The organism is Devosia sp. A449 (genome assembly GCF_054489375.1).
This window is the reverse complement of record NZ_JBTMWU010000006.1, coordinates 253017-276227: the sequence shown is the minus strand read 5'-3', so window position 1 is coordinate 276227 and position 23211 is coordinate 253017. Positions and strand designations below refer to the sequence as shown.

Genomic DNA, 23211 nt, shown 5'->3' with positions numbered 1-23211 from the left:
CAACCGATATTCATCGGTAGATGACGATGATCGTACAGGAGCCGCCCGCATGACCGATAGCTATGATCTTGTTGTCATCGGAGCCGGCTCCGGCGGTGTCCGCGCCGCCCGCATGGCGGCCACCTATGGCGCCAAGGTCGCCATCATCGAGGAATATCGCGTCGGCGGCACCTGCGTCATTCGCGGCTGTGTGCCCAAAAAGCTCTATGTCTATGCCTCCCGCTTCAACGATCTTTTCGATGTCGCCGGCAGCTTTGGCTGGCAGGTCGATGCTTCCTTTGATTGGCCCACCCTGGTCGCCAATAAGGACAAGGAAATCACCCGCCTCGAAAACGCCTATGTGGCCAATCTGGAAAAGCCCGGCGTCGAGATCATCCGCGACCGCGCTGTCGTCACCGGCCCCAATTCGGTGCGCCTGGTAGGCGCCGACCGCGAGCTGACCGCCAAATATCTGCTGATCGCCACCGGCGGCACCCCCTTCATGCCCGCCATTCCCGGCGCCGAACTGGCCATCAGCTCCAATGAGGCCTTCGACCTGCCGGCGCTCCCGCATTCCATTCTCATCGAGGGCGGCGGCTATATCGCGGTGGAATTCGCCACCATCTTTGCCGGCTTGGGCGTCCACACCACCATCATCTATCGCGGCGATTGCGTGCTGCGCGGCTTTGACGAAGACATGCGGCGTGGCCTCGAAGCCGGCCTCACCGAGCGCGGCATCAAGCTGATCTACCAGACCACCATCACGTCGCTGTCGAAGTCCGGCGACGATATTACTGTCAGCTTCAGCGACGGCGTCACCGCCCCCTATGGCGCCGTGATGTTCGCCACCGGCCGCAGCCCCAATATCGCCGGCCTCGGCCTCGAACAGGCCGGCGTCAAGCTCACCCCCGGCGGCCACATCGCCGTGGACAGTTTTTCGCAGACCTCGGTGCCGTCCATCTATGCCGTCGGCGATGTCACCGGCCGCGCCGCGCTGACCCCGGTCGCCATCCGCGAGGGCTGGTATTTTGCCGAAACCGTGTTCAACAACAATCCTCTGACCGTTGATCACTCGCTGATCCCGACCGCGGTATTCTCCGAGCCCGAACTCGGCGTCATCGGCCTCACCGAGCCCGAAGCCGCCACCCATGGTGATATCGACGTTTACGTCGCCCGCTTCCGCCCGATGATCAATTCCTTCTCCACCCGCACCGAACGCATGGTGCTCAAGCTGATCGTCGGCGCCCATGGCGGCAAGGTGCTGGGCTGCCACATCCTGGGGCCGGGCGCTGGTGAAATGATCCAGCTCGTCGCCATCCCCATGGGCATGGGTGCCACCAAAGCCGATTTCGACCGCGCCATGGCCCTGCACCCGTCGGCAGCCGAAGAACTGGTGACCTTCAAGGCCCCCAGCTACACCTACCGCAACGGCGAAAAAATCGGCGGCTAGGGCAGGGCGCTCCCATGAGTGGAGCCACCCCTCTCCCCTTGTGGGAGAGGGACCGACCTGACGCGTTCAGCGGAAGGTCAGGGTGAGGGGGCTGCGCTCGCCCATGCTTCAATATGTGCGGACCGCCCGCCGCCCCCTCATCCGCCCTTCGGGCACCTTCTCCCACGAGGGGAGAAGGGGACTCCGTGAGTTTGGCACGCCTCAACCCTGATCCCTCCCACCGTCATCACCGGGCCTGTCCCGGTGATCCATCTTCCCACCACCATCGCGTCCCAGCCCCGTTTGCCGGCGAGCCACCCCATCACCTCGCCCCTCAGGGGAGAGGTCGACCCGAAGGGTCGGGTGAGGGGTGCCATGCTACAACAGGCGTAATGCCCCCGCATCGCACCTCTTTCCTCCCCCACCACGACGTCACCCTCGGGCCTGACCCGAGGGCTCTACACTTCCGGCGGCAAGGTTAGTGCAACCCCCTCGGGTCAAGCCCGAGGGTGACGCTCGGGTGTGAGGAGGTGGCAGTGCCCCGCCACTTATCCATCTTATCCCCCCTCCCAATTCCTCCCGCATACTCCCCTCATCTTCCGGGATACGAGCGGCGCTGCAGCGACCGGTGTCCGGATTGACGGTCGGGAGGGGGGAGGTCGCGCTCCGCCCTGGGCTGCGCGGATGGGGCTTTCTGGCATGGGGCTACGGGTCCATGCTGGGGCTTGCGGTCTGCCTTCCGAGAAAAACCCGACGCCCCGAGGCGATTGCCGTCTCACTACTTAAATTACATCGAGGCGACAGCCGCCTCGGGGCTCCGCTCGTTCATCAACCGAGGGTCTTCGGACCGCCCGGCGCCTTCGTGCGACCAATGGCGGTTGCCTTGGCCCTTGTCCCCCATCGCCAGCCTTGGTATTGCCGCCTCAAAGGTAAACTGTGACCTGCGTTAGGAACTCCGAACATGACCACCTGGACCACCGATAGCTGGCGCGGCAAGCCGATTTCCCAGGTGCCGGCCTATCCTGACCCCGTCGCCCTGGCCGCCGCCGAGCGCCAGCTCGCCACCTTCCCGCCGCTGGTGTTTGCCGGCGAAGCCCGCGACCTCAAGACCCGCCTGGCCGCCGTTGCCCGGGGCGAAGCCTTCCTGCTGCAGGGCGGCGACTGCGCCGAGAGCTTTGCCGAGCATGGCGCCGACCATATCCGCGACTTCTTCCGCGTCTTCCTGCAGATGGCGGTGGTGCTAACCCATGGCGCCTCCAAGCCCGTGGTCAAGGTCGGTCGCGTCGCCGGCCAGTTCGCCAAGCCGCGCTCCGCCGATACCGAAACCATCGATGGTGTGGAACTGCCCTCCTATCGCGGCGATATCATCAACGACATCGCCTTCACCGAAGCCTCGCGCGTGCCCGATCCCGAGCGCATGCTGATGGCCTATCGCCAGTCGGCGGCCACGCTCAATCTGCTGCGCGCCTTTTCCATGGGCGGCTATGCCGAACTGACCCGCATCCATGAATGGACCGTGGGCTTCATGAAGGGCTCCAACTGGTATCCGCGCTACGAGGAAGTGGCGCGCAAGATCGACGACGCCATCACCTTCATGGGCGCGCTCGGCCTCAACCCCGACAACACGCCGGCTCTGCGCCAAACCAGCTTCTTCACCAGCCACGAAGCCCTGCTGCTCGGCTATGAGGAGGCGCTGACCCGTCGCGACTCCATCACCAATAACTGGTACGCCACCTCCGGCCACATGCTGTGGATCGGTGATCGCACCCGCCAGCCCGATGCGGCCCATGTCGAATATTTCGCCGGCATCCACAATCCGATCGGCATCAAATGCGGCCCAACCCTGAGCAGCGACGACCTGCTGCGCCTGCTTGACCGGCTCAATCCGACTGACGAAGCCGGCCGGATCACCCTGATCAGCCGCTTCGGCTCCGACAAGATCGCCGATCATCTGCCGCGCCTGATCGAGACCATCCAGAAGGCCGGCCGCACCGTCGTCTGGTGCTCCGATCCGATGCATGGCAACACCATCAAGGCGTCGACCGGCTACAAGACCCGCCCCTTTGACCGCGTGCTGTCCGAAGTGAAGTCCTTCTTCGAGATCCACCGCGAGATGGGCACCTATGCCGGCGGCGTGCATATCGAAATGACCGGCGACGATGTCACCGAATGCGTCGGCGGCGTCTCCGCTGTCACCGAAGCGTCGTTGTCGGATCGCTACAACACCTATTGCGACCCGCGTCTCAACGCCAGCCAGGCGCTGGAGCTGGCCTTCCTCGTCGCTGAGGAAGTTCACGCCCAGACCCCGCCGCGCCAAAGCCTTGCCGCCGGAGAATAATTCGGCCGCCTATTGAACTCGTGATGAAGCCGCGCGTTGCAAAACAGCGCGCGGTGTTGCCAAGGCAGCCTGCGCGCCTTGTCGTCGTCCCCTCACGAAAGTCGCGCATGCCAAGCTCCCTGTTCCCGACCGCCAGCACTGAGACCCGCGCACGCCTGGAGCAGGACCCGACGCTCAAGCTGGCCAATGACTTCGATTGGTCCTCTACCCCGCTCGGTCCGATCCCCGCTTGGCCTGAAAGTCTCAAAGGCGCCGTCCGGGTGATGCTGGCCGCGTCCTCGCCGATGGTCATGCTGATCGGGGCCGATGGCATCCTGATCTACAACGACGCCTATGCTGGCTTCGCCGGTGACCGCCACCCTGCCATTTTCGGCAAGCCCTCGGTCGAGGCCTGGCCCGAGATCGCCGAATTCAACGACGACAAGATCGCTCTGGGCCTGGCGGGGAAATCGCTGATTCTGCGCGATCATGAATTGGTGCTCAACCGCCACGGTCATCTGGAATCCGGTTGGATGGACCTCCATTACAGCCCGCTGCTCGACGATGATGGCACCCCGCTGGGCACGCTGTGCATCGTCATCGAAACCACCAGCCGCGTGCTGGCCGAACATGCCCTGGCGCGCAGCGAGGAGCGGCTGTCGCTGGCCCTGAGCGGCTCCAACCTGATTGGCACCTGGGATTGGGATGTCCGCGAGAACCTGGTCACCGCCGACGACAAATTTGCGGTGATGTTCAATCTCGATCCACTGCGCGCCGGCCTCGGCCTGCCGATCGAGGCGTTTCTCGATGCCATCCATCCCGATGACAAGGCGTGGGTCACCGCGGACATCAATACCGCCCTGGCCAATGGGACACCCGTCAATTGCGAATATCGGTTGGTCGGACTCGATGGCAGCATCCGCTGGGTGGTCGCCACTGGCCGCCCCCGCATGGGCAGTGACGGGCGTCCCAGCCGTTTCCCCGGCGTCGTCGTCGACGTCACCGAGCAGCACCAGATCCTTGAGGCCCTGGCCGATAGCGAATTGCGCTTCCGCACCTTGGCCGACGCGGTGCCGCAAATGGTGTGGTCGACTAACCCCGAGGGTGTTTACGACTATTTCAACGCCCGCTGGACCGAATTCACCGGCCTGCCGCCCGGTCCGAGCGGTGGGATTGCCTGGCCCGACCTGCTCCATCCCGACGACCGGGAAGGGACGCTGCAGACATTTGGCCAAGCATTGGCCAGCGGCGAGCCCTATCAGCACGAACACCGCCTGCGCCATCACAGTGGCGAGTATCGCTGGATTTTGGCCCAGGCACTGCCGCTGCGCGATGCCGCCGGCAGCATCGTCCACTGGATCGGCACCTCCACCGATATCCATCAATCGAGGCTAGCCGGGGATGAGCGCGAGCTGGTGGCCCAGGAACTCAGCCACCGCATCAAGAACATCTTCGCCGTGCTCACCGGCATCATTAGCCTCTCGGCGCGCAGCCGGCCGGAGGTAAAGGGCTTTGCCGACGAATTGCGCCAGCGCATCTACGCATTGGGCGAAGCCCATGATTTCGTGCGCCCCTATAGTCAGGTGTCCCGCGCCCCTGAAAATAAGGGCTCGCTCAAATCACTGATCCTCCGCCTCATGCAGCCCTATCGGCAGGGCGACAATGACCGCCTGGTGTTTCACGGCGACGATGCCACCATTGACGACGGCGCCGCCACGCCGCTGGCGTTGCTGTTTCATGAGCTGGGCACCAACGCCGCCAAATATGGCGCGCTATCGGCAGCCGGCGGGCAGGTCGAACTAACCGGCCGGGCCGATGGCGAGCGCTATCATCTGACCTGGAAGGAGCGGGGTGGCCCCGCGGTCGGCAGCGATGGCGATCTCGGCGGCTTTGGCTCCCGCCTGATCGGTCTCAGCATCGAAGGCCAGTTGCAGGGCAAGCTGGAGCGGCATTGGGAGACTGATGGCCTGCGCGTCGAAATCGATCTGCCGGCGGAAGCCCTGCGGCGCTCGGCCCGGCTGCGGTCCTAATTGGCGACGCGGCGTAGGCTGGGCTGGTCGAATAATTGCAGCCGGGCAGGTGGGGTCGCGGTGGCGGCCTCGTGCCTTGCCACGGCATAGCGCACGGCGGCACGCAATTCGCGGTCGGTCACCGGCTTGGGCAATACCCCCACCGTGCCGGGCACCCCGTCGCCCAGCTGGGACGGGTTGGCGGTCATGAACAATACGGTCACCCCATGCGTCTGCGCCAGGATACGACCGATGCGGATGCCGGTGGGGCCATCCTGCAAATTGAGGTCAACCAGCGCCACATCGGCCAGCGCCGCCATCGACAGCGCCGAGCGTTCGTCGGCCGCAATGCCAACGGCGGTGAACCCCATATCCTCGATCACATGTTCCATTTCGGTAGCGACGAATATCTCGTCCTCAACCACCAGTATATTGCGCGTCATACATCACACTCTTTCAGCACTACGCCTTCTGGCTTCAGGGCAACTCCTCAGAGCCTAGTCAGTTGCCCCCATCGGCGCTTATCCATGCGCCGGTCGATCAAATCTGCGCGCCTCAGGTTACCAAAGTCCCAACCCGGCGCTGGTTTGGCGCTTAGGGGAAACTTAACCCTAATGCCCGATAAATTTTCCAGTCACCCAGGATGGGTATCGACCCCGGAGGTTTCGATGAAGCGCTCACTCTATGGCGCCGCAGCCATGTTGGCCCTGAGTGCGGCCGTGCCCGCTCTGGCCGCCGACTACGTCGAATACCCCGAACTGCGTCCGGCCTATCCCGAAAGCTGGCAGAACCCGGACGATTCCATCCGCTTCGAATTCGGCACCGCCTATTGGTATTCCTGGGGCGGCCAGGACGCCGGCTTCACCTCGCCCTTCGGCCCAGTGAGCCTGTCTGTTCGAGATCAGACCCATATCGGCGAGCTGCACGGCAAGATCGAGGATCTGTCTACCCAGACCTACGTTGCCGCCCGGGCAGGGCTGGGTCTGCACACCACCGGCACCTATGATATTTCGCCGGCAGCCGGTGGAGATATCGGCCGCAATTCGCGCATCGGCTATGCCGGCGCCGATTTTGGCTGGCTCCCTCTGGGCACCATGGAAAACGGCTTCGCCTTTGGCGGCTTGGTTGGCTACCAGTACTGGAAGGATGCTCCCGATATCGGCACCGGCAAGTACGCCACGGCGTTTGATGGCCTGGGGAACCCATCGTCGCTGGGCGAGGCCCGCGATAATTTTGACATTCATGCCCTGCGCCTCGGCGTCAAGGCTGCTGCTGACTTCGACATGTTCGACGTTCAGGCCGAAGTCGCTGCTATTCCCTATGCTCATGTCTCGGGCACGGTCGGCGGCAGCGCCTCGGTCGGTGGCGGCGGCTTCAATTTCCCGGGCGTCCCGGTCCCGGTTTACGAAAATGCTCCCACCACCCTCTCGGGTCGCGGTTACGGCGTCATGGCCGAAACCATGGTTGGCTTTCATCCCACTGAGAACCTGACGCTGCGGGTGGGCGGCCGTGCCTGGTACCTCGAGGGTAATCTGGATGCGGTGTTCAACGGTACCGCCGGCGGCGTTGCCCAACCCGCTATGACCCTACCGTCAACCTACGCCTCACTGTTCCGCTACGGCCTGCGGGCCGAACTCACCGGCAAGTTCTGATCCGCCGGCCCTGAACACAATCGCTGCAGCGGCACTCGGTGCGGCACCTCTCCTCTTGCGGTGACGCTTGGGAGGAGGGTATGGCAGGGCATCCGCCCAACCACTACGTAGGCCAGCCCCGTGACAGACCGCCTCCGAATTGCGCTCGCGCAGCTCAATCCCAAGGTCGGTGATCTCGCCGGCAATCTCGCATTGGCCCGTGGCGCGCTGGCCGACGCCGTCGCCGCCAAGGCCGACATCCTCATGCTGTCCGAGCTGTTCCTCACCGGCTATTTCCCGGATGATCTGCTGTTCAAGCCGAAATTCCTCGCTGACGCCATGCAGGCGGCGCGCGATCTGGCGGCCGACACTGCCGGCACTGGCGTGGCGCTGGTGCTGCCCACCGTCTGGCTGGAAAAGACCGGCCTGCACAATGCCGTGCTGGTCGCCGAGAACGGCCTGATCACCGCCACCCGCCTCAAGCGCGAACTGCCCAATTCCGACGTCTTCTACGAGCAGCGCTATTTCACCGCCGGCCCGCCGGCCGATCCGGTGCTGATCAAGGGCGTGCCCATCGGCATCCCCATCTGCGAAGATATCTGGCACCCCAATGTGTGCCAGCATCTGGCCATGCGCGGTGCCGAAATCATGCTGTGCCCCAATGGCTCGCCCTATTGGGCCAACAAGCAACATGTCCGCAAGGCTCTGGTCCGCGCCCGCGTCGCCGAAGACGATGTGCCCATGCTCTATCTCAACCAGGTCGGCGGCCAGGACGAGCTGGTGTTCGACGGCGCCTCCTTCGGCATCGAACCGGGCAACAAGCTGGTGTTCCAGGGCAAGTCCTTCGCCACCGACTTCATCGTCTCGGACTGGGTGCGCGAAGAGAATGGCTGGACCTGCACCTCGGGCGAAGTCACCGAGTTGACCACCACCGACGAAGCTCCGTGGCTGGCCTGCGTGCTCGGCCTGCGCGATTATGTGCACAAGAACGGCTTCAAGCAGGTGGTGCTCGGCCTCTCCGGCGGCATCGACAGCGCCGTGGTCGCGGCCATGGCGGTCGATGCGTTGGGGGCTGAAAACGTCCACACCATCATGCTGCCCTACCGCTACACCTCCGAGGCCAGCCTCAAGGACGCCAAGGACTGCGCCGAGGCGCTGGGCGTCCGCTACGACATCGTCGCCATCGGCAATCCGGTCGATGACGCGCTGACCGAGCTGGCCCCGATTTTCGACAATCGCCCGGCTGACCTCGCCGAGGAAAACATCCAGTCGCGCATGCGCGGCGTCATCCTGATGGCCGTCTCCAACAAGCTTGGCTCGATGCTGCTGACCACCGGCAACAAGTCGGAAATGGGCGTCGGCTACGCCACCATCTATGGCGACATGAATGGCGGCTACAATCCGCTCAAGGACATGTTCAAGATGGAGGTTTACCGCCTCGCCGCCTGGCGCAACAGCCACCGGCCCGGCGACTGCCTCGGCCCTATCGGCGAGGTCATTCCCCAGGCGATCATCGACAAGGCCCCCAGCGCCGAACTGCGTCCGGACCAGAAGGATCAGGACAGCCTGCCGCCATACCCGCAGCTTGACGCCATCCTCACCGCCCTGGTCGAGGACGAGCGCTCTATTGCCGACATCGTTGCCATGGGGCACGATTTGGCGCTGGTCGAGCGCATCGAGCGGCTGGTCAATCTTGCCGAATATAAGCGCCGCCAATCGGCGCCCGGTCCCAAGCTCACTGCCAAGGCGTTTGGCTTGGGCCGTCGTTATCCCATCACCAATGGCTACAAGGATCGCAACCTCTTATGACCATTGTTCGCTGGGCACCGTCCCCCACTGGCCGCATTCACCTGGGTAATGCCCGTCCGGCCCTGCTCAACTGGTTCTTTGCCCGTCGCCATGGCGGCACCTATGTGCTGCGCATGGACGATACCGATCAGGCCCGCTCCACCCGCGAGTTTGCCGATGGCATCGAGGTCGATCTGGCCTGGCTCGGCATCACGCCCGATCTGCTGGTGCGCCAGTCCGACCGCACCGCGCTTTATGACGCGGCCCGCGACCGGCTGATCGCCGCTGGCCGGCTCTATCCCTGCTACGAGACCGAGGACGAGCTCGGCCGCCGCCGCGCCCGCGCCCGGGCCATGAACAAGCCGCCGATCTATGATCGCGCCGCGCTTCTGCTCACCGACGAGGACCGTGCCCGCCTCGAAGCCGAAGGCCGCAAACCGCATTGGCGCTTCAAGCTCGATGGGCGCCCGGTGCAGTTCGAGGACATGATCAAGGGCCCGCAAACCGTCAACACCGCCTCGATGTCCGACCCGGTGCTGGTGCGCGAGGATGGCTCCTATCTCTATACGCTCCCCTCGGTGGTCGACGATATCGAGCTGGGCATCACCCACGTTATTCGCGGCGAGGACCACGTTTCCAACACCGGCACCCAGATCGAGATCTTCGAGGCGCTCAACGGTGCCGTGCCGATTTTCGCCCACCACAATCTTCTGACGGACGCCGCCGGGCAGGGCTTTTCCAAGCGCCTCGGCAGCCAGTCGATCGCTGATTTCCGCGCTGAGGGTTATGAGCCGATGGCCATCGCCATCATGGCCAGCCTCACCGGCACCAGCCTGCCCATCGAGCCCTATGAAGCCCTCGACGAAATCGCCAATCGGCTGGATTTCTCGATGATTTCCCACGGCGCGGCCCGCTTCGACCCGGCCGAGCTGGACGGCCTCAATGCCCGCCTGCTGCACATTTTGCCCTATGAAGGCGCTGTCGGCCGACTCTCGGTTCTGGGGCTGGAGGGCGAAGCCCTCTGGCTGCTGCTGCGCGACAATCTGCACAAATTCGCCGATATCGCCGATCTGGCGCGGCTGGTCACTGGTCCGGTGGAGCCGGTCATTGCCGATGAAGACCGCGATTTCCTGGCGCTGGCCAAGTCGCTATTGCCGGCCGAGCCCTGGGACCTGACCACTTGGGGCCAATGGACCGACGCGCTCAAAGCCACCACTGGCCGCAAGGGCAAAGCCCTGTTCCTGCCCCTGCGCCTGGCCTTGACCGGACGTCACGACGGACCCGAGCTTAAGTCCCTGCTCCCACTGGTTGGGCGTAAGGCGTGTCTGGACCGACTACCCTGACGGTCTTGTCGCCAAACTGCACCAGCCGCAGCGCCGTTTCGGCCGGCGCCTGAAGCGGGCGGGCCACCGGCGTTTCGCCGGGGCCGGCCGGGCGCGGACGGGGCAGGGGGACATTGACCAGCGTTGCCGTTTCCAGCGGCGCCATGATCGGCGCCTGCACCGGAGCCACCCCGCGCGGATCGCGCAACGGCAGTGGAATGGTCACGCCATTGACCTCCATCAGCACCCGCGTCGAGCCATCGAGCCGCGTCGCCACCTTCAGCGACCCGTCCGATTGCGGCGCGACCTTGCAATTGGCACTGGCGCTGGTGTCGAGTTCGTCGCGATAGCGGAACGCACTGGCCAGCGCCGTATAGGGCTCGCCATATTGGTTGCGCATCTGCTCGGGCTCCTGGCCCGGATTGTCGTAGAAATAGAGGGCCACCGGCGTGGTCGGACAGCTGGCCTGACATTGCTGGGCGTCATTGCTCACATAGTCGGGCAGGGTGGCGTAGCTGATCGGCCAGAAATAGCCGTCGCTCAAGCGCACACACACGGTGCGCACCGTCTGATAGCCCTGATAACCCCAGTAATCGCCGCCATCGACCATCTGCCCATCGGTGAAGTCGCCTTCCGAGGTGGAGCCGAAAATGCGGTCGAACACCGACTGGCGCTGATTGGTGAAGGTGGCGCTCGACCCCTGATCGGCGCCGCAACCAAAGCGCGCCATTTCCTGTAGGATCGCTTCGCGCTGCCCGGCCACCGCATTGGCGGTCTCCACCTGCCGGCCGACTTCGGCGGCGACATCGCGCAGGCGCAGCACTTCGCGGCCAATCTGCTGGCATTGCCGCGTCAGCTGCTGCCCGGCCTTGGCCGCATCATTGCAACCATCGCGCACATAGCGGCTTTCCATCTGCTGCACGTCGCGTGCGGCCTGTCGCGCTGCCTGCGAATTATTGCCCATCTGCCGGAAGGAGGCATTGTTATCGAACTGACGGAGCGCTGCTTCCAGCTGGCGACACTGCGCCGCCTGCGCATAGGCCGCGTTCACGTCCAGACTCAGCCAGACCGCCGCCAGCACCATCATCATCAGGGCGCGTGCGCCGTTCCTGCCCAAGCTGGCTATCCTCTTCAAACTGCGCCTGCCCCGGCCTTAAGACAACGCTAGGACCGTTGGCAACATTATAGTGGTCACACCGGCCCCATGGTAGCGCTGCAAGGCCACACAACTCCGAGATTGCGTCCCCAAAATGAAACTCGCCACGCTCCGCAATGGTCGCCCTGATGGGCAGCTCGTCGTTCTCTCGGCCGATCTGAGCCGCTGCGTCTCCGCCGGCCGCATCGCCCCGACGCTGCAGGCCGCCCTTGATGACTGGGAGGCCCATGTGCCGGCCCTGACCGCGCTGGCCACTCAGCTCGACGCCGGGGCCATTGCCGGCCAGGTCTTCGATCCCGCCCAGGCGCTGGCCCCGCTGCCGCGCGCCTATCAGTGGATCGACGGCGCCGGCTATCTCAGCCATCTCGAACGCGTCCGCAGCCTCAAGGGCAGCAAGGACGAGGAACTGCAATCCACCCGGCCGCTGCTCTATCAGGGCGGCTCCGATTCGCTGTCGGCTCCGACCGATCCCATTCGCGTCACCGATCCCGATCTGGCCATCGATTTCGAGGCGGAAGTCGCCGTCATCACCGGCCCGGTGCCGATGGGCGCCACCCGCGCCCAGGCCGAAGCCGCCATTCGCCTGATCACCGTCTGCAATGACGTATCATTGCGCCGGCTGGTCGTGGACGATCTGCAAAACGGCTTCGGCTTCTTCCACGCCAAGCCCTCCACCAGCTTCGCCCCCATCGTCATCACCCCCGACAGCCTCAATGGCGCCTGGCGCGACAATCGCCTGCATCTGCCGCTGCGCATCGAGGTCAATGGTACCCTCTATGGCCAGCCCAATGCCGGCACCGACATGCATTTCGATTTCGCCGATCTGATCGTGGAAGCCGCCCGCACCCGTACCCTTGCCGCCGGCACCATTATCGGCGGTGGCACCGTCTCCAACCGGCACGATGAAACCCTGCCGATCAAGCGCGACGGCATCGGCTTTGCCTGCATCGCCGAAGCCCGCACCGTCGAAAAACTCAAATATGGTCGCGCCCGCACCCCGTTCCTCAAGCCCGGTGACAGCGTGCGCATCGGCGCCGTCAACGCCGAGGGCACCGCCGTCTTCGGCGATATCGTCCAGACCGTAGCGGTGGTTAAACTAAGTGAATCTCCACATGCTGGCCTCGGCCTAACCCGTTGCCAGCGCTGGTAACATTCCCGTGTAGCCGTTGGGCCTTGGGGCGCGTCGTGCCAGTCTCGGTCGACTAGTGAGGGGCCCGGTTCCGGTGCCCCTCAGCGCCTCCAAAGCATTTGGGCGGCCCCTTGGGGCCGCCCTTTTTTCTTTTCGGCTTGATTTCTGCCGGCGCTCCGGCCAATCATGGCCCCATGAAGAGCCAGATCATTCTGATTAACCGCTGCATTATTACCTGCTAACCACTCGTTGGCGGCGCGGTTTTCTTCATTCTCATTCTGATACCCGAAGAGCCGTCTGCCAGCGCAATTTCGCATGGCCAGGATACGGACGCTTATGACCACGCCGCAGCTCACGCTTTACAACACGCTCACCCGCGCCAAGCAGGTCTTCACCCCGCTCGATGCCGCCAATGTGCGCATGTATGTCTGCGGCCCGACGGTTTATGACTTCGCCCATATCGGCAATGCCCGTCCGGTCATCGTCTTCGACGTGCTGTTCCGCCTGCTGCGCCATGTCTATGGCGCCAGCCACGTCACCTATGTCCGCAACATCACCGACGTCGATGACAAGATCAACGCCCGTGCCCTGCGCGATTTCCCCGAGCTGCCGCTGAACGAGGCCATCCGCCGCGTCACCGAGCGCACCGAGCAGCAATTCCTTGCCGATGCTGCCGCCTTGGGCACGCTGGAGCCGACCATCCAGCCCCGCGCCACCGACAATATCGCCGAAATGCAGACCCTGATCAGCGCGCTGCTGGGCAATGGTCACGCCTATCAGGCCGCCGGCGAAGTGCTGTTCGACACCACCTCCATGGCTGATTACGGCCAGCTCTCCGGCCGCAATCTCGAAGACAATCTGGCCGGCGCCCGCATCGCCGTCGACGTCCACAAGAAGAACCCGGCCGATTTCGTGCTGTGGAAGCAGTCCGCCGACAATGAGCCGGGCTGGGACAGCCCGTGGGGCCGCGGCCGCCCCGGCTGGCATATCGAATGCTCGGCCATGAGCGAGCGCTATCTCGGCCAGACCTTTGATATTCACGGCGGCGGGCTCGACCTGATCTTCCCGCACCACGAAAACGAAATCGCCCAGTCGCGCTGCGCCCACGGCACCCACGCCATGGCCAATATCTGGATGCATAACGGCTTCCTGCAGGTCGAAGGCCAGAAGATGAGCAAGAGCCTGGGCAATTTCGTCACCATCAACGAATTGCTGGAAACCGGCGCCATGGGCGGCCGCGCCTGGATCGGCGACGTGCTACGCCTGGCCATGCTGATGACGCATTACCGCGAACCGATCGATTTCTCAGTCAAGCGCCTGGAACAGGCCGAAGCCAAGCTGGCCGACTGGCAACGCGCCGCCCGCGGCGCCGAACTCGGCCCCGACGACGCCCCCGACGCCTCGGTGATCGCCGAACTGGCCGACGACCTCAACTTTCACCGCGCCTCGGTGACGCTGGATGTCATCGCCAAGAAAGCCAATCGCGACGAAGGCAACGCCCGCCACTGCCTCGCCGCCACCCTGCGTTTCCTCGGCTTCAGCCTCGACAGCCTGCTGACCTCCGACGACGGCTGGCAAGAGCCCCCCCACATCGCCACCGCCATCGCCGAGCGCCTAGCAGCCCTCAACGCCAAAGACTTCGCCAAAGCCGATACCATCCGCAACACTCTGTCCGAACAGGGCATCGCCCTGATGGATTACAAGGACGAAGCCGGCGCACGCGCGACCAAATGGGAGATGAAGCGGTGAGATTGGTCCGCGCGGAAGCGACCCCTCACCCGTCTCGGCCTGCGGCCGATCCACCCTCTCCCTCAAGGGGAGAGGGGAGGCCCGGTGCTGGGGAAGCCACGATGCCCCCTTCTCCCCTTGAGGGAGAAGGTGCCCGAAGGGCGGATGAGGGGTCAGCGATGCCAAAGCGAGCGCGAACCGAATGGCGTACCGCCAAGACGCCCCGTCTGCGTAACTTCGCTCGAACCATGCGCCACGAACCGACTGAGGCGGAGGCCAAATTCTGGGCGCTCCTCCGTAATCGCCGCCTGGTGAACTACAAATTCCGCCGTCAGCTCCCAATTGGCGACTACATTGCTGATTTCGTCGGCCTGTCCGCCAAGCTCATCGTCGAACTCGACGGCTCCCAGCACGCCGATTCCACCTATGACGCGACCCGCGATGCCTATCTCCGGGCGCAGGGCTTCCATCTCCTCCGCCTGTGGAATCACGACATCCTCGCCCGCCCCGATACTGTCCTCGATGCCGTCTGGAACGCCCTCAATCCCGCTCAGGAGGTCCCCCATGATTGATCGCGCTGGCTCCCCGTTTCTCCACACTCTCTCCCTTCAATCCGACAACTACTGACACCGCCTGACAGCACGACATTTCACTGACGGCCCATCCACTACAGGAGATTGAAATGATTGATCACGTTGGTATTTTGGTTTCGGACTGGGCCAAGTCGCAGGCGTTCTATGACGCGACCCTGGGCGCTCTCGGCGCGACGCTCTTGCAACTGGTGCCCGAGCAATACACCGGCGGCGTCAAGGTGGGGGGCTATGGCCGCCAGAAGCCCGATTTCTGGATGACCGAAAGCCAGACGCCCGGCGGCGGCCGCCACTATGCCTTCGCCGCCCAGAGCCGTGCCGAGGTCGATGCCTTCCACGCGGCGGCTATGGCGGCTGGCGGGCGCGACAATGGTGCGCCCGGCCTACGCGCCGATTATCACCCCAATTACTACGCTGCCTTCGTGATCGATCCGGATGGCAACAATATCGAGGCGGTGTGTCATGCCCCCGGTTGAGGCCCATACCGGCGGGTGCCAGTGCGGGGCGGTGCGCTTCAGCGTCACCCGCCTCGGCCGCCCGTCGATCTGCCATTGCCGCATGTGCCAAAAGGCGTTTGGCGGGTTTTTCGGCCCGCTGGTCACCGCGCATAATGCGCACTGGACCCGTGGCGAACCCAAATGGTTCCAGTCATCCAACGCCGCCCGCCGCGCCTTTTGCGGCGAGTGCGGCACGCCGCTGGCCTATGAAACCCGCTTCGGGCTCGAACTGGCCATCGGCGCCTTTGACGATCCGACGGTGGCCGCTCCGGTGCTGCAGGTCAATCTCCACGACCGGCTGCCCTTCTTCAAGGATTTGACCTCGCTGCCCGAGCGCACCGAAGCCAGCGACGAATGGCGCGATTTCCTCGCCGGCATCCATTCCAACCAGCATCCCGACCACGATACCGAAGACTGGCCACCGAGGGAGACCAAGTGATGCAGCGCTATGCCATGGAGGTCAGCGGCGGTTGCCAATGCGGTGCCGTGCGCTATCACACCAGTGAAATGCTGGACAATGCGCACATCTGCCACTGCCGCATGTGCCAGAAAGCCATGGGCAATATCTTTGCCGCCTTGGTCGCCGCACCGCGCGAGGCCCTGGTGTGGACGCGCGGCACCCCGGCGCGGTTCCGCAGTTCCGAGCATGTCGACCGGGGCTATTGCCGCGATTGCGGCACGCCGCTGTTCTACGACAATCTCGAAGGCAGCCGCATCAACCTCACCATCGGTTCGCTCGACCATCCCGAGCTGTTCCCGCCCCATGCCAATACCGGCCAGGAAGCGCAGGTGCCCTGGTTCACCACGCTGACCAGCATCGACAACGGCGGCGCCACTGAATCCGGCGACCAGCAAGCCTGGGCCGCCGCCATCAAATCCACCAATCACCAGCATCCTGACCACGACACCGAACGTTGGCCCGAGTAGTTTCATGACCAAAACCCGCCTCTACATCTTCGACACCACCCTGCGCGACGGCGCCCAGACCGCCGGCATCGAGTTCTCGCTGGAGGACAAGATTGCCATTTGCCGTCTGCTGGAAGAGCTGGGGGTCGACTATGTCGAAGGCGGCTATCCCGGCGCCAATCCGGTGGACACCGAGTTCTTCGAAACCAAGCGCACCAGCACGGCCAAGTTCACCGCCTTCGGCATGACCAAGCGGGCAGGGCGTTCCGCCGCCAACGACCCCGGCGTGCAGGCGCTGCTCAATTCCAAGGCCGACGCCACTTGTTTCGTCGCCAAGACCTGGGATCATCAGGTCAAGACCGCGCTCGAAATCACCCTCGAGGAAAACCTCGCCAATTTGCGCGACACCGTGGCCGCCGCCGTCGCCGCCGGCAAGGAAGCGCTGATCGACTGCGAGCATTTCTTCGATGGCTTCAAGGCCAATCCGGAATACGCCCTGTCCTGCATCCGGACCGCGCTCGATGCCGGCGCCCGCTGGGTCGTGCTCTGCGACACCAATGGCGGCACCATGCCCTCCGAGGTGAGCGCCATTGTCGGCCAGGTGCTGGAAGTCGCTCCCGGCGACCGCATCGGCATCCACGCCCATGATGATACCGGCCAGGCCGTCGCCAACACTTTGGCCGCCGTCGAAGCCGGCGTGCGCCAGATTCAGGGCACGCTCAACGGCATCGGCGAGCGCTGCGGCAACGCCAATCTCATCACCCTGATCCCCAGCCTGGTGCTCAAACCCTATTATGCCGACCGCTTCGAAACCGGCATCGACGCGGCCCGCCTGACCCGGCTGGCGCAGATTTCCCGCGCCTTCGATGACCGCCTCAATCGCGCGCCGTTCAAGCAGGCGCCCTATGTCGGCGCTTCGGCCTTCGCTACCAAGGCCGGCATCCATGCCTCGGCCCTGCTCAAGGATTTTTCCAGCTACGAGCATATCCCGCCCGAAAGCGTCGGCAATGAGCGCGCCATCATGGTCAGCCAGCAGGCCGGCAAGTCCAATCTGCTGACCGCTCTGGCTCGCCACGGCATCGAACTGGCCAAGGATGACCGGCGTCTCGAAACCCTGCTCGCCACCGTCAAGGACCGCGAATCGCGCGGCTATTCCTATGACGGCGCCGATGCGTCCTTCGCCGTTCTGGCCCATGAAGTGCTCGGTACGCTGCCCAGCTTCTTCACCGTGGAAAATTATCGCGCCAGCGTAGAGCGTCGCCACAATGCGCAGGGCGAGGAAATCACCGTCACCGAGGCGGTGGTCAAGCTGCGCGTCGAGGGCGAATTGCTGATGTCGGTGGCCGAGGGCAATGGCCCGGTCAACGCGCTCGATCTGGCCATGCGCAAGGATCTGGGCAAGTTTTCCAGCCGCATCGAAGATCTCGAGCTGGTCGACTTCAAGGTGCGTATCCTCGATGGCGGCACGGGCGCGATCACCCGTGTACAGGTCGAAAGCCGCGATGGTAGCGGCGAGCGCTGGTTCACCATGGGCGTTTCGCCCAACATCATTGATGCGTCCTTTGAAGCTCTGTATGAATCAATCACCTACAAGCTGTTGAAAACTGAAGCGGCGCAGCACACGACAGCAAAACTGGCTTAACCGGGCAGCCTGCGCAGCAGGAATTGCCCTAACGGTCCGGGAGGACAAACTGGCCGAAACCGCTCCGAAAAAACCTCTAGCGCTCACCATCGGGGCAGCGGCGGTTACCCTTGCTGTCATCATCGGTGTGCTCACCGGTCCGTCCGTGGTCAGTTGCTTCAATTCGGCTGACGGCATGGGCGCCTGTCTGCGCGGCAAGCTGGTCGAATCCGGCATCCTGCCGCCGACGGCCGTTGCCGCCACCGACGCCGCAACCCCAGCCGCCAATGCTGCGCCCGCCGCCGAAACATCGGTCGGCGAACCCGCGCTCGATGTCGCGCCAGGCCTCGAGGTTCCCGACGATCTGATCGCCGCCACTTTCGGCCTGCTCCGCGCCGAGCCGGACGGCTCGGTGGTCATCGCCGGCAGCGGCACGCCAGGCAGCGAAGTTGAAATTTTCTCCAACGGCGAACTGCTGGGCAAGACCGTGGTGGAGCCTAGCGGCGACTGGGTACTGGTGCCCGACGCGCCCATCGCCCCCGGTGGCACCGAAATTACTCTGGCCGAAGTCGGCAAGACCGGCCAGGCGGCTCAGTCCTTCGTGGTCGTCATCAATGACGACAAGACCAGCGAACCGCTGGTCGTCGCCAGCACGCCGGGCGCCATCAGCCAGGTGCTGCAGGGCCTCGAGGGCCCCGCCGCCGCAACCACCACCCAACTGGCCGCCGCCGATCCGGTCGCGCCTGCTTCGACACCGGCAGCACCTGCCGCAGTTGCGCCCACTCCGGCAACCGAACCCGCTGCCGCCGCACCCGCTGCTACGGAGCCGGCCCCTGCGGCCGAAGCCCCTGCCACAGCAACGCCTGCACCGGCAGCCGAGCCGTCCACGGCGTCCCCGGCCGCGCCTGCCGTCGAGCCCTCAACGCCCGCGATTGCCGCTGCCCCCGCAGTTGAGCCGGTGCCCGCCACTGAGCCGGCTCCGGCCGTCGCTGCCCCGACCCCTTCCGTCGCGCCGGCCCCAGCCGCCGACGCGCCAGCAGCCGTTGCGGCAGCCACTCCCGCTGCCCCGACACCGGCTGCGCCCGTTGTCGCATCTACCGTCGCGCCGCCCACCATCGACGCCATCGAAATCGAGGGTGACCGCACCTTCTTTGCCGGTGCTGGTCCCAACGGTGCCACCATCCGCCTCTATGTCGATGACGCCTTCATCGCCGACACCATCGTCGCCGATGGTCGCTGGCTGGTTGAAGCCGGCAAGGTGCTGACTGCGCCGCAACAGCGCGTCCGCGTCGACCTGCTCGAAGCCAATAGCGCCAGCGTCGCCGCCCGCGCCGAAGTTGACTTCCAGGTCGACCTTCCCGCCGACGCCGCCCCAGTCGCCGTCGCTGACGCCCCTGCCGTCGTCGCCCCAGCCGAACCGGCCCCGGCAACGTCTCCTGCCGCCGCTCCGGCCCCCGCCGCACAGCCCAGCGCGCCCGCTGCGGCCACAGCCGCTCCGGCTGCCACCGCACCAGCCACAACCCCGCCTGCGCCCGTTGCGGCCACGGCAGAGCCCGCTCCAGCTGCTGCCGAGCCCACGCCAGCCGCTTCGCCCGCAACGCCTGCGGCCACGCCAACTGCCCCCGCAACTCCTGCGGCCCAGCCGGCGCCATCAGCGGAGCCCGCCGTGCCCACTCTGGTTGCGGTGGCTGTCGGCTCGCCCGATGCCCAGCGCTTTGCTTCGGGCAAGGCCATCATCCGGCGTGGTGACAATCTCTGGACTATTGCCCGCCGCGTTTATGGCGAGGGCATCAAATACACCACGATCTATGAGGCCAATACCGGCCAGATCCGCGATCCGGACCGGATTTACCCCGGCCAGGTGTTCGAGCTGCCGAATTAATTTTGCGGTTTGGACGCAAAACACGAAAAACTATGCGCACAACATGGCCCGCCACTCGGCGGGCCATTGATTATTGGCGCGAGAAACCCCATTTTATCGTCAAATGACGATTAAAGACAGACAGACCATGCGCGACGACGACATTGCCTCCATCATGCGAGCGATGGGCCACCCCGTGCGGCTCAATATTCTGCGCATCCTGGCCAAGCAGGAGCGCGGCGAGTGCTGCTGCGCCGATGTCACTGACGAGTTGACGCTGGCCCAGTCCACCGTGTCCCAGCACATCAAGGTGCTGCTCGACGCCGGCCTCATCGAGCGCAAGCCGCGTGGCACGCGCAATTGCTACATCGTTCAGCATGACCGGCTGAACGCCCTCGGGGCCGCCTATGCCGGCATGATCGCGGGCTTCAGCCCCGCGCCAGTCAATCTGGAATCGGAAACCGCCTGATGTCCTCTGATAGCGCTGATAAGAAGCCGTCCGTTAGCGCGGACGAAGGCTCGATCGTCTCTACTATCCGCAATCTGTGGCGCTATATGTGGCCGGCCGATCGCGCCGATCTGCGCTGGCGCGTCGTCATCGCGCTGGCCGCGCTGATCGTCAGCAAGGTCGCCACCACCTTCATTCCTTTCCTCTACAAGGGCATTATCGACTCCCTCGATGGCACCGATCCCAATTCGGCGCTGATCATGGGCGTCGCCATCCCGATCATGCTGGTGGTCGCCTATGGCGTCACCAGCCTGATTGATGCCGGTTTCCAGCAGTTGCGCGACGTGTGGTTCGCCAGCGTCGGCCAGAATGCCGTGCGCCAGCTGGCCTATGAGGCCTTTGTGCATATGCACAAGCTGTCGCTGCGCTTCCATCTGGCGCGCCGCACGGGCGGGCTGAGCCGGGTCATCGAGCGCGGCATCAAGGGCATCGAAACCATCGTCCGCTTCACCATGCTCAACATCGTCCCGACGATGATCGAGTTCGTGGTGACGGCCATCATCTTTGTCGTCATGTTCGGGATCAGCTATCTCGGCGTGCTGGTGCTGGTGATCTGGGGCTATCTGGTCTGGACCATCAAGGCGTCCAACTGGCGCATTTCCATTCGCCGGGACATGAACACCAGCGATACCGATGCCAATTCCAAGGCCATCGACAGCCTGCTCAATTACGAGACGGTGAAATATTTCACCAATGAGGACATGGAAGCCAAGCGCTACGACGCCGCCATGGCCGGCTATGAGCGCTCGGCTGTCCGCATCTGGACCTCGCTCGGCACCCTCAATTTCGGCCAGGCGCTGATCTTTTATGCCGGCACCGTCGTCATCCTGGTGATGGCCGCCTATGGCGTCATCGGCGGCACGCTGACCGTGGGCGATTTCGTCCTGCTCAACACTTTCCTGATCCAGATCTACCGGCCGCTCAACCAGATCGGCTTCGTCTATCGCGAGCTGCGTCAGGGCCTCACCGATATCGAGGAAATGTTCCGCCTGCTCGATCAGGAGCCCGAGATCACCGACAAGCCAGCGGCCGGGACGCTCGATGTGAGCAATCCCACCATCCGCTTCGACAATGTCACCTTCCACTACGATCCTGATCGGCCGATTCTCAAGGGCGTCAGCTTCGAAGTGCCGGCCGGCAAGACCGTCGCCATTGTCGGCCCCACCGGCGCCGGCAAGTCCACCATTTCCCGGCTGCTCTATCGCTTCTACGATGTCACCGGCGGCTCGATCACCATTGACGGGCAGGATCTGCGCGACGTCACCCAGAAGAGCCTGCGCTCGGCCATCGGCATGGTCCCGCAGGATACCGTGCTGTTCAACGACACGGTCGGCTACAACATCGAATATGGCCGCCCCGGCGCCACCCCGGACGAGGTCCACGCCGCTGCCAACATGGCGCAGGTCGGTCACTTCATCGAAAGCCTGCCCAAAGGTTACGAAACCCCGGTCGGCGAGCGCGGCCTGAAACTGTCCGGCGGCGAGAAGCAGCGCGTCGCCATCGCGCGCACCATCCTCAAGGCCCCGTCCATCCTCATCCTCGATGAGGCAACCTCGGCGCTCGACACCAAGACCGAGCGCGACATCCAGTCGTCTCTCGACGTGGTCTCGAAGAACCGCACCACCGTGGTCATCGCCCACCGCCTGTCCACCGTGGTCAATGCCGACGAGATCCTGGTGCTGCGCGACGGCGTCGTCGCCGAACGCGGCAATCATGCTGCGCTACTGGCCCATGACGGCCTCTACGCCCAGATGTGGAACCGCCAGCGCGAGGCCACCGAGGCCGAAGAACAGCTCCTGCTGCGCACTGCCAACGACCCCGACGGCTTCGTCAAACGCGGCACCCCCGCCGGCGAATAGGGCAGGGTGGCAGCACTACTGCCCCCAACGCTCGATGTCATCCCGGCCTCGAGCCGGGACCCATCCCGAGATTTCTCCGCCCCGTCACCACCCGACTTGTTCGGGTGGTCCAGCGGACGTGGGGTCATCGCTGGATTGCCGGGACAAGCCCGGTAATGACGGTCGGGCTAAAATCTAACGGCTGCCGCTGCTACTCCAGCGGCTCCGTATGCTCATGCAGCCATTGCTCCAGCACATCCTTGCGAAATGTACCGGCCTCAAGGTTCCCATAGATGAAGGCGATCCAGTCATCTTCCTCGCCGATTGGGGTGACACCATTGGCTTGCAGAAACAGAATAGTGCTGGCGAGTGCCACGCGCTTGTTACCGTCAATGAAGCCGTGGTTCATCGCCAGGCTCTCCCACAGCGCCGATGCCTCCTCGATCACATCGGCATAATAGCCAGTTTGGGGGCGCCATAGCGCGGAAAGGATCAAGCCTTGGTCGCGCACGCCTGGCGCGCCACCATAGTGTTGCAACTGCTCCTGATGAATCCAGAGCACGTCATCAAGGGTGAGATAGATGCGCGGGGCCATGGGGCTATTTCGCCAGGGCTTCGTACACCTTGCCCCAGCGCTTGATGCTCTCGCCGTGTAGCTTGACGATCAGCGGGTTAACGCGCGGCGCGTCGCTCTGCGCCACCAGCGCCCCATACTGCTCGGCCGACAGCACGACGGCGACGTCACGGCCATTCTTCTGGATGCGAACCGGCTCGGCCTGCGCCATCTCCAGCACCTGCCCAAATTTGTTCTTCGCATCGGTAGCGGTCATCGCGGCCATGGCGCGTCTCCTTGGCTAAATTAGCTAAGATGAAAATATAGCCAAAATAGCTAATTTGGCAAG

The 23211-nt window shown here is 64.3% G+C and carries 20 protein-coding genes; 16 read left to right on the top strand and 4 right to left on the bottom strand.

Annotated features, from left to right (window positions below; genetic code table 11):
• Positions 1–49: 49 nt before the first annotated feature.
• The 3 genes from gor to ACX3OW_RS17125 all read left to right on the top strand — a co-directional run bounded on the left by gor (position 50) and on the right by ACX3OW_RS17125 (position 5755).
• On the top strand, positions 50–1429 hold the full coding sequence (gor, locus tag ACX3OW_RS17135; protein ID WP_459097008.1) for a glutathione-disulfide reductase: 1380 nt from the start codon (positions 50–52) through the stop codon (positions 1427–1429).
• Between the two features lie 940 nt (positions 1430–2369).
• Positions 2370–3746 carry a class II 3-deoxy-7-phosphoheptulonate synthase gene (locus tag ACX3OW_RS17130; RefSeq protein ID WP_459097007.1) on the top strand — a complete coding sequence of 459 codons (1377 nt, stop codon included), beginning with the start codon at positions 2370–2372 and terminating at the stop codon, positions 3744–3746.
• A gap of 107 nt (positions 3747–3853) precedes the next feature.
• Positions 3854–5755, top strand: a complete 1902-nt coding sequence (locus ACX3OW_RS17125; protein WP_459097006.1) for a PAS domain-containing sensor histidine kinase — start codon at positions 3854–3856, stop codon at positions 5753–5755.
• Here the strand turns inward: ACX3OW_RS17125 and ACX3OW_RS17120 are convergent.
• Positions 5752–6177 carry a response regulator gene (locus tag ACX3OW_RS17120; protein ID WP_459097005.1) on the bottom strand — a complete coding sequence of 142 codons (426 nt, stop codon included), beginning with the start codon at positions 6175–6177 and terminating at the stop codon, positions 5752–5754. The two genes, ACX3OW_RS17125 and ACX3OW_RS17120, sit on opposite strands and share 4 nt — an antisense overlap.
• A gap of 225 nt (positions 6178–6402) precedes the next feature.
• Between ACX3OW_RS17120 and ACX3OW_RS17115 the strand changes: the two genes are divergently transcribed.
• From ACX3OW_RS17115 to gltX, 3 genes are all read left to right on the top strand, one after another.
• Complete coding sequence (locus ACX3OW_RS17115; RefSeq protein WP_459097004.1) at positions 6403–7386, top strand: hypothetical protein; 984 nt, start codon at positions 6403–6405, stop codon at positions 7384–7386.
• 120 nt (positions 7387–7506) lie between these two features.
• Positions 7507–9174, top strand: a complete 1668-nt coding sequence (locus ACX3OW_RS17110; protein WP_459097003.1) for an NAD+ synthase — start codon at positions 7507–7509, stop codon at positions 9172–9174.
• Positions 9171–10496, top strand: a complete 1326-nt coding sequence (gltX, locus tag ACX3OW_RS17105) for a glutamate--tRNA ligase (protein ID WP_459097002.1) — start codon at positions 9171–9173, stop codon at positions 10494–10496. The genes ACX3OW_RS17110 and gltX overlap by 4 nt, the downstream gene beginning before the upstream one ends.
• On the opposite strand, the gene ACX3OW_RS17100 is transcribed toward gltX, so the two are convergent.
• A complete protein-coding gene (locus ACX3OW_RS17100; protein ID WP_459097001.1) occupies positions 10441–11592 on the bottom strand; it encodes a DUF2865 domain-containing protein in 1152 nt (383 codons plus the stop codon). The two genes, gltX and ACX3OW_RS17100, sit on opposite strands and share 56 nt — an antisense overlap.
• A gap of 133 nt (positions 11593–11725) precedes the next feature.
• Here ACX3OW_RS17100 and ACX3OW_RS17095 point away from each other — a divergent pair, with 133 nt between their 5' ends.
• The 10 genes from ACX3OW_RS17095 (at position 11726) to ACX3OW_RS17050 (ending at position 22330) form a co-directional block, all read left to right on the top strand.
• Entirely contained in the window at positions 11726–12781 is a 1056-nt protein-coding gene (locus tag ACX3OW_RS17095) for a fumarylacetoacetate hydrolase family protein (protein WP_459097000.1), read from the top strand.
• Positions 12782–13096: 315 nt separating this feature from the next.
• The gene (gene cysS / locus ACX3OW_RS17090; protein ID WP_459096999.1) at positions 13097–14509 is read left to right on the top strand and encodes a cysteine--tRNA ligase; all 1413 of its coding nucleotides are present in this window, start codon (positions 13097–13099) and stop codon (positions 14507–14509) included.
• A gap of 158 nt (positions 14510–14667) precedes the next feature.
• Complete coding sequence (locus ACX3OW_RS17085; RefSeq protein WP_459096998.1) at positions 14668–15060, top strand: endonuclease domain-containing protein; 393 nt, start codon at positions 14668–14670, stop codon at positions 15058–15060.
• Between the two features lie 110 nt (positions 15061–15170).
• Entirely contained in the window at positions 15171–15554 is a 384-nt protein-coding gene (locus ACX3OW_RS17080) for a VOC family protein (protein ID WP_459096997.1), read from the top strand.
• Positions 15541–16014 (top strand): GFA family protein, encoded by a 474-nt coding sequence (locus tag ACX3OW_RS17075; protein ID WP_459096996.1) that lies wholly within the window; start codon positions 15541–15543, stop codon positions 16012–16014. The genes ACX3OW_RS17080 and ACX3OW_RS17075 overlap by 14 nt, the downstream gene beginning before the upstream one ends.
• A complete protein-coding gene (locus tag ACX3OW_RS17070; RefSeq protein ID WP_459096995.1) occupies positions 16014–16502 on the top strand; it encodes a GFA family protein in 489 nt (162 codons plus the stop codon). The genes ACX3OW_RS17075 and ACX3OW_RS17070 overlap by 1 nt, the downstream gene beginning before the upstream one ends.
• A gap of 4 nt (positions 16503–16506) precedes the next feature.
• A complete protein-coding gene (gene cimA / locus ACX3OW_RS17065) occupies positions 16507–18123 on the top strand; it encodes a citramalate synthase (RefSeq protein ID WP_459096994.1) in 1617 nt (538 codons plus the stop codon).
• Positions 18124–18268: 145 nt separating this feature from the next.
• A complete protein-coding gene (locus ACX3OW_RS17060) occupies positions 18269–19984 on the top strand; it encodes a LysM peptidoglycan-binding domain-containing protein (protein WP_459096993.1) in 1716 nt (571 codons plus the stop codon).
• A gap of 127 nt (positions 19985–20111) precedes the next feature.
• Positions 20112–20432 carry an ArsR/SmtB family transcription factor gene (locus tag ACX3OW_RS17055; protein WP_459096992.1) on the top strand — a complete coding sequence of 107 codons (321 nt, stop codon included), beginning with the start codon at positions 20112–20114 and terminating at the stop codon, positions 20430–20432.
• Positions 20432–22330, top strand: coding sequence for an ABCB family ABC transporter ATP-binding protein/permease (locus tag ACX3OW_RS17050; protein ID WP_459096991.1), 1899 nt, complete (start codon positions 20432–20434; stop codon positions 22328–22330). The genes ACX3OW_RS17055 and ACX3OW_RS17050 overlap by 1 nt, the downstream gene beginning before the upstream one ends.
• A gap of 190 nt (positions 22331–22520) precedes the next feature.
• Here the strand turns inward: ACX3OW_RS17050 and ACX3OW_RS17045 are convergent, their stop codons facing one another.
• The gene (locus tag ACX3OW_RS17045; RefSeq protein WP_459096990.1) at positions 22521–22904 is read right to left on the bottom strand and encodes a type II toxin-antitoxin system death-on-curing family toxin; all 384 of its coding nucleotides are present in this window, start codon (positions 22902–22904) and stop codon (positions 22521–22523) included.
• 4 nt (positions 22905–22908) lie between these two features.
• Positions 22909–23148, bottom strand: a complete 240-nt coding sequence (locus ACX3OW_RS17040; RefSeq protein ID WP_459096989.1) for a type II toxin-antitoxin system Phd/YefM family antitoxin — start codon at positions 23146–23148, stop codon at positions 22909–22911.
• Positions 23149–23211 lie beyond the last annotated feature (63 nt).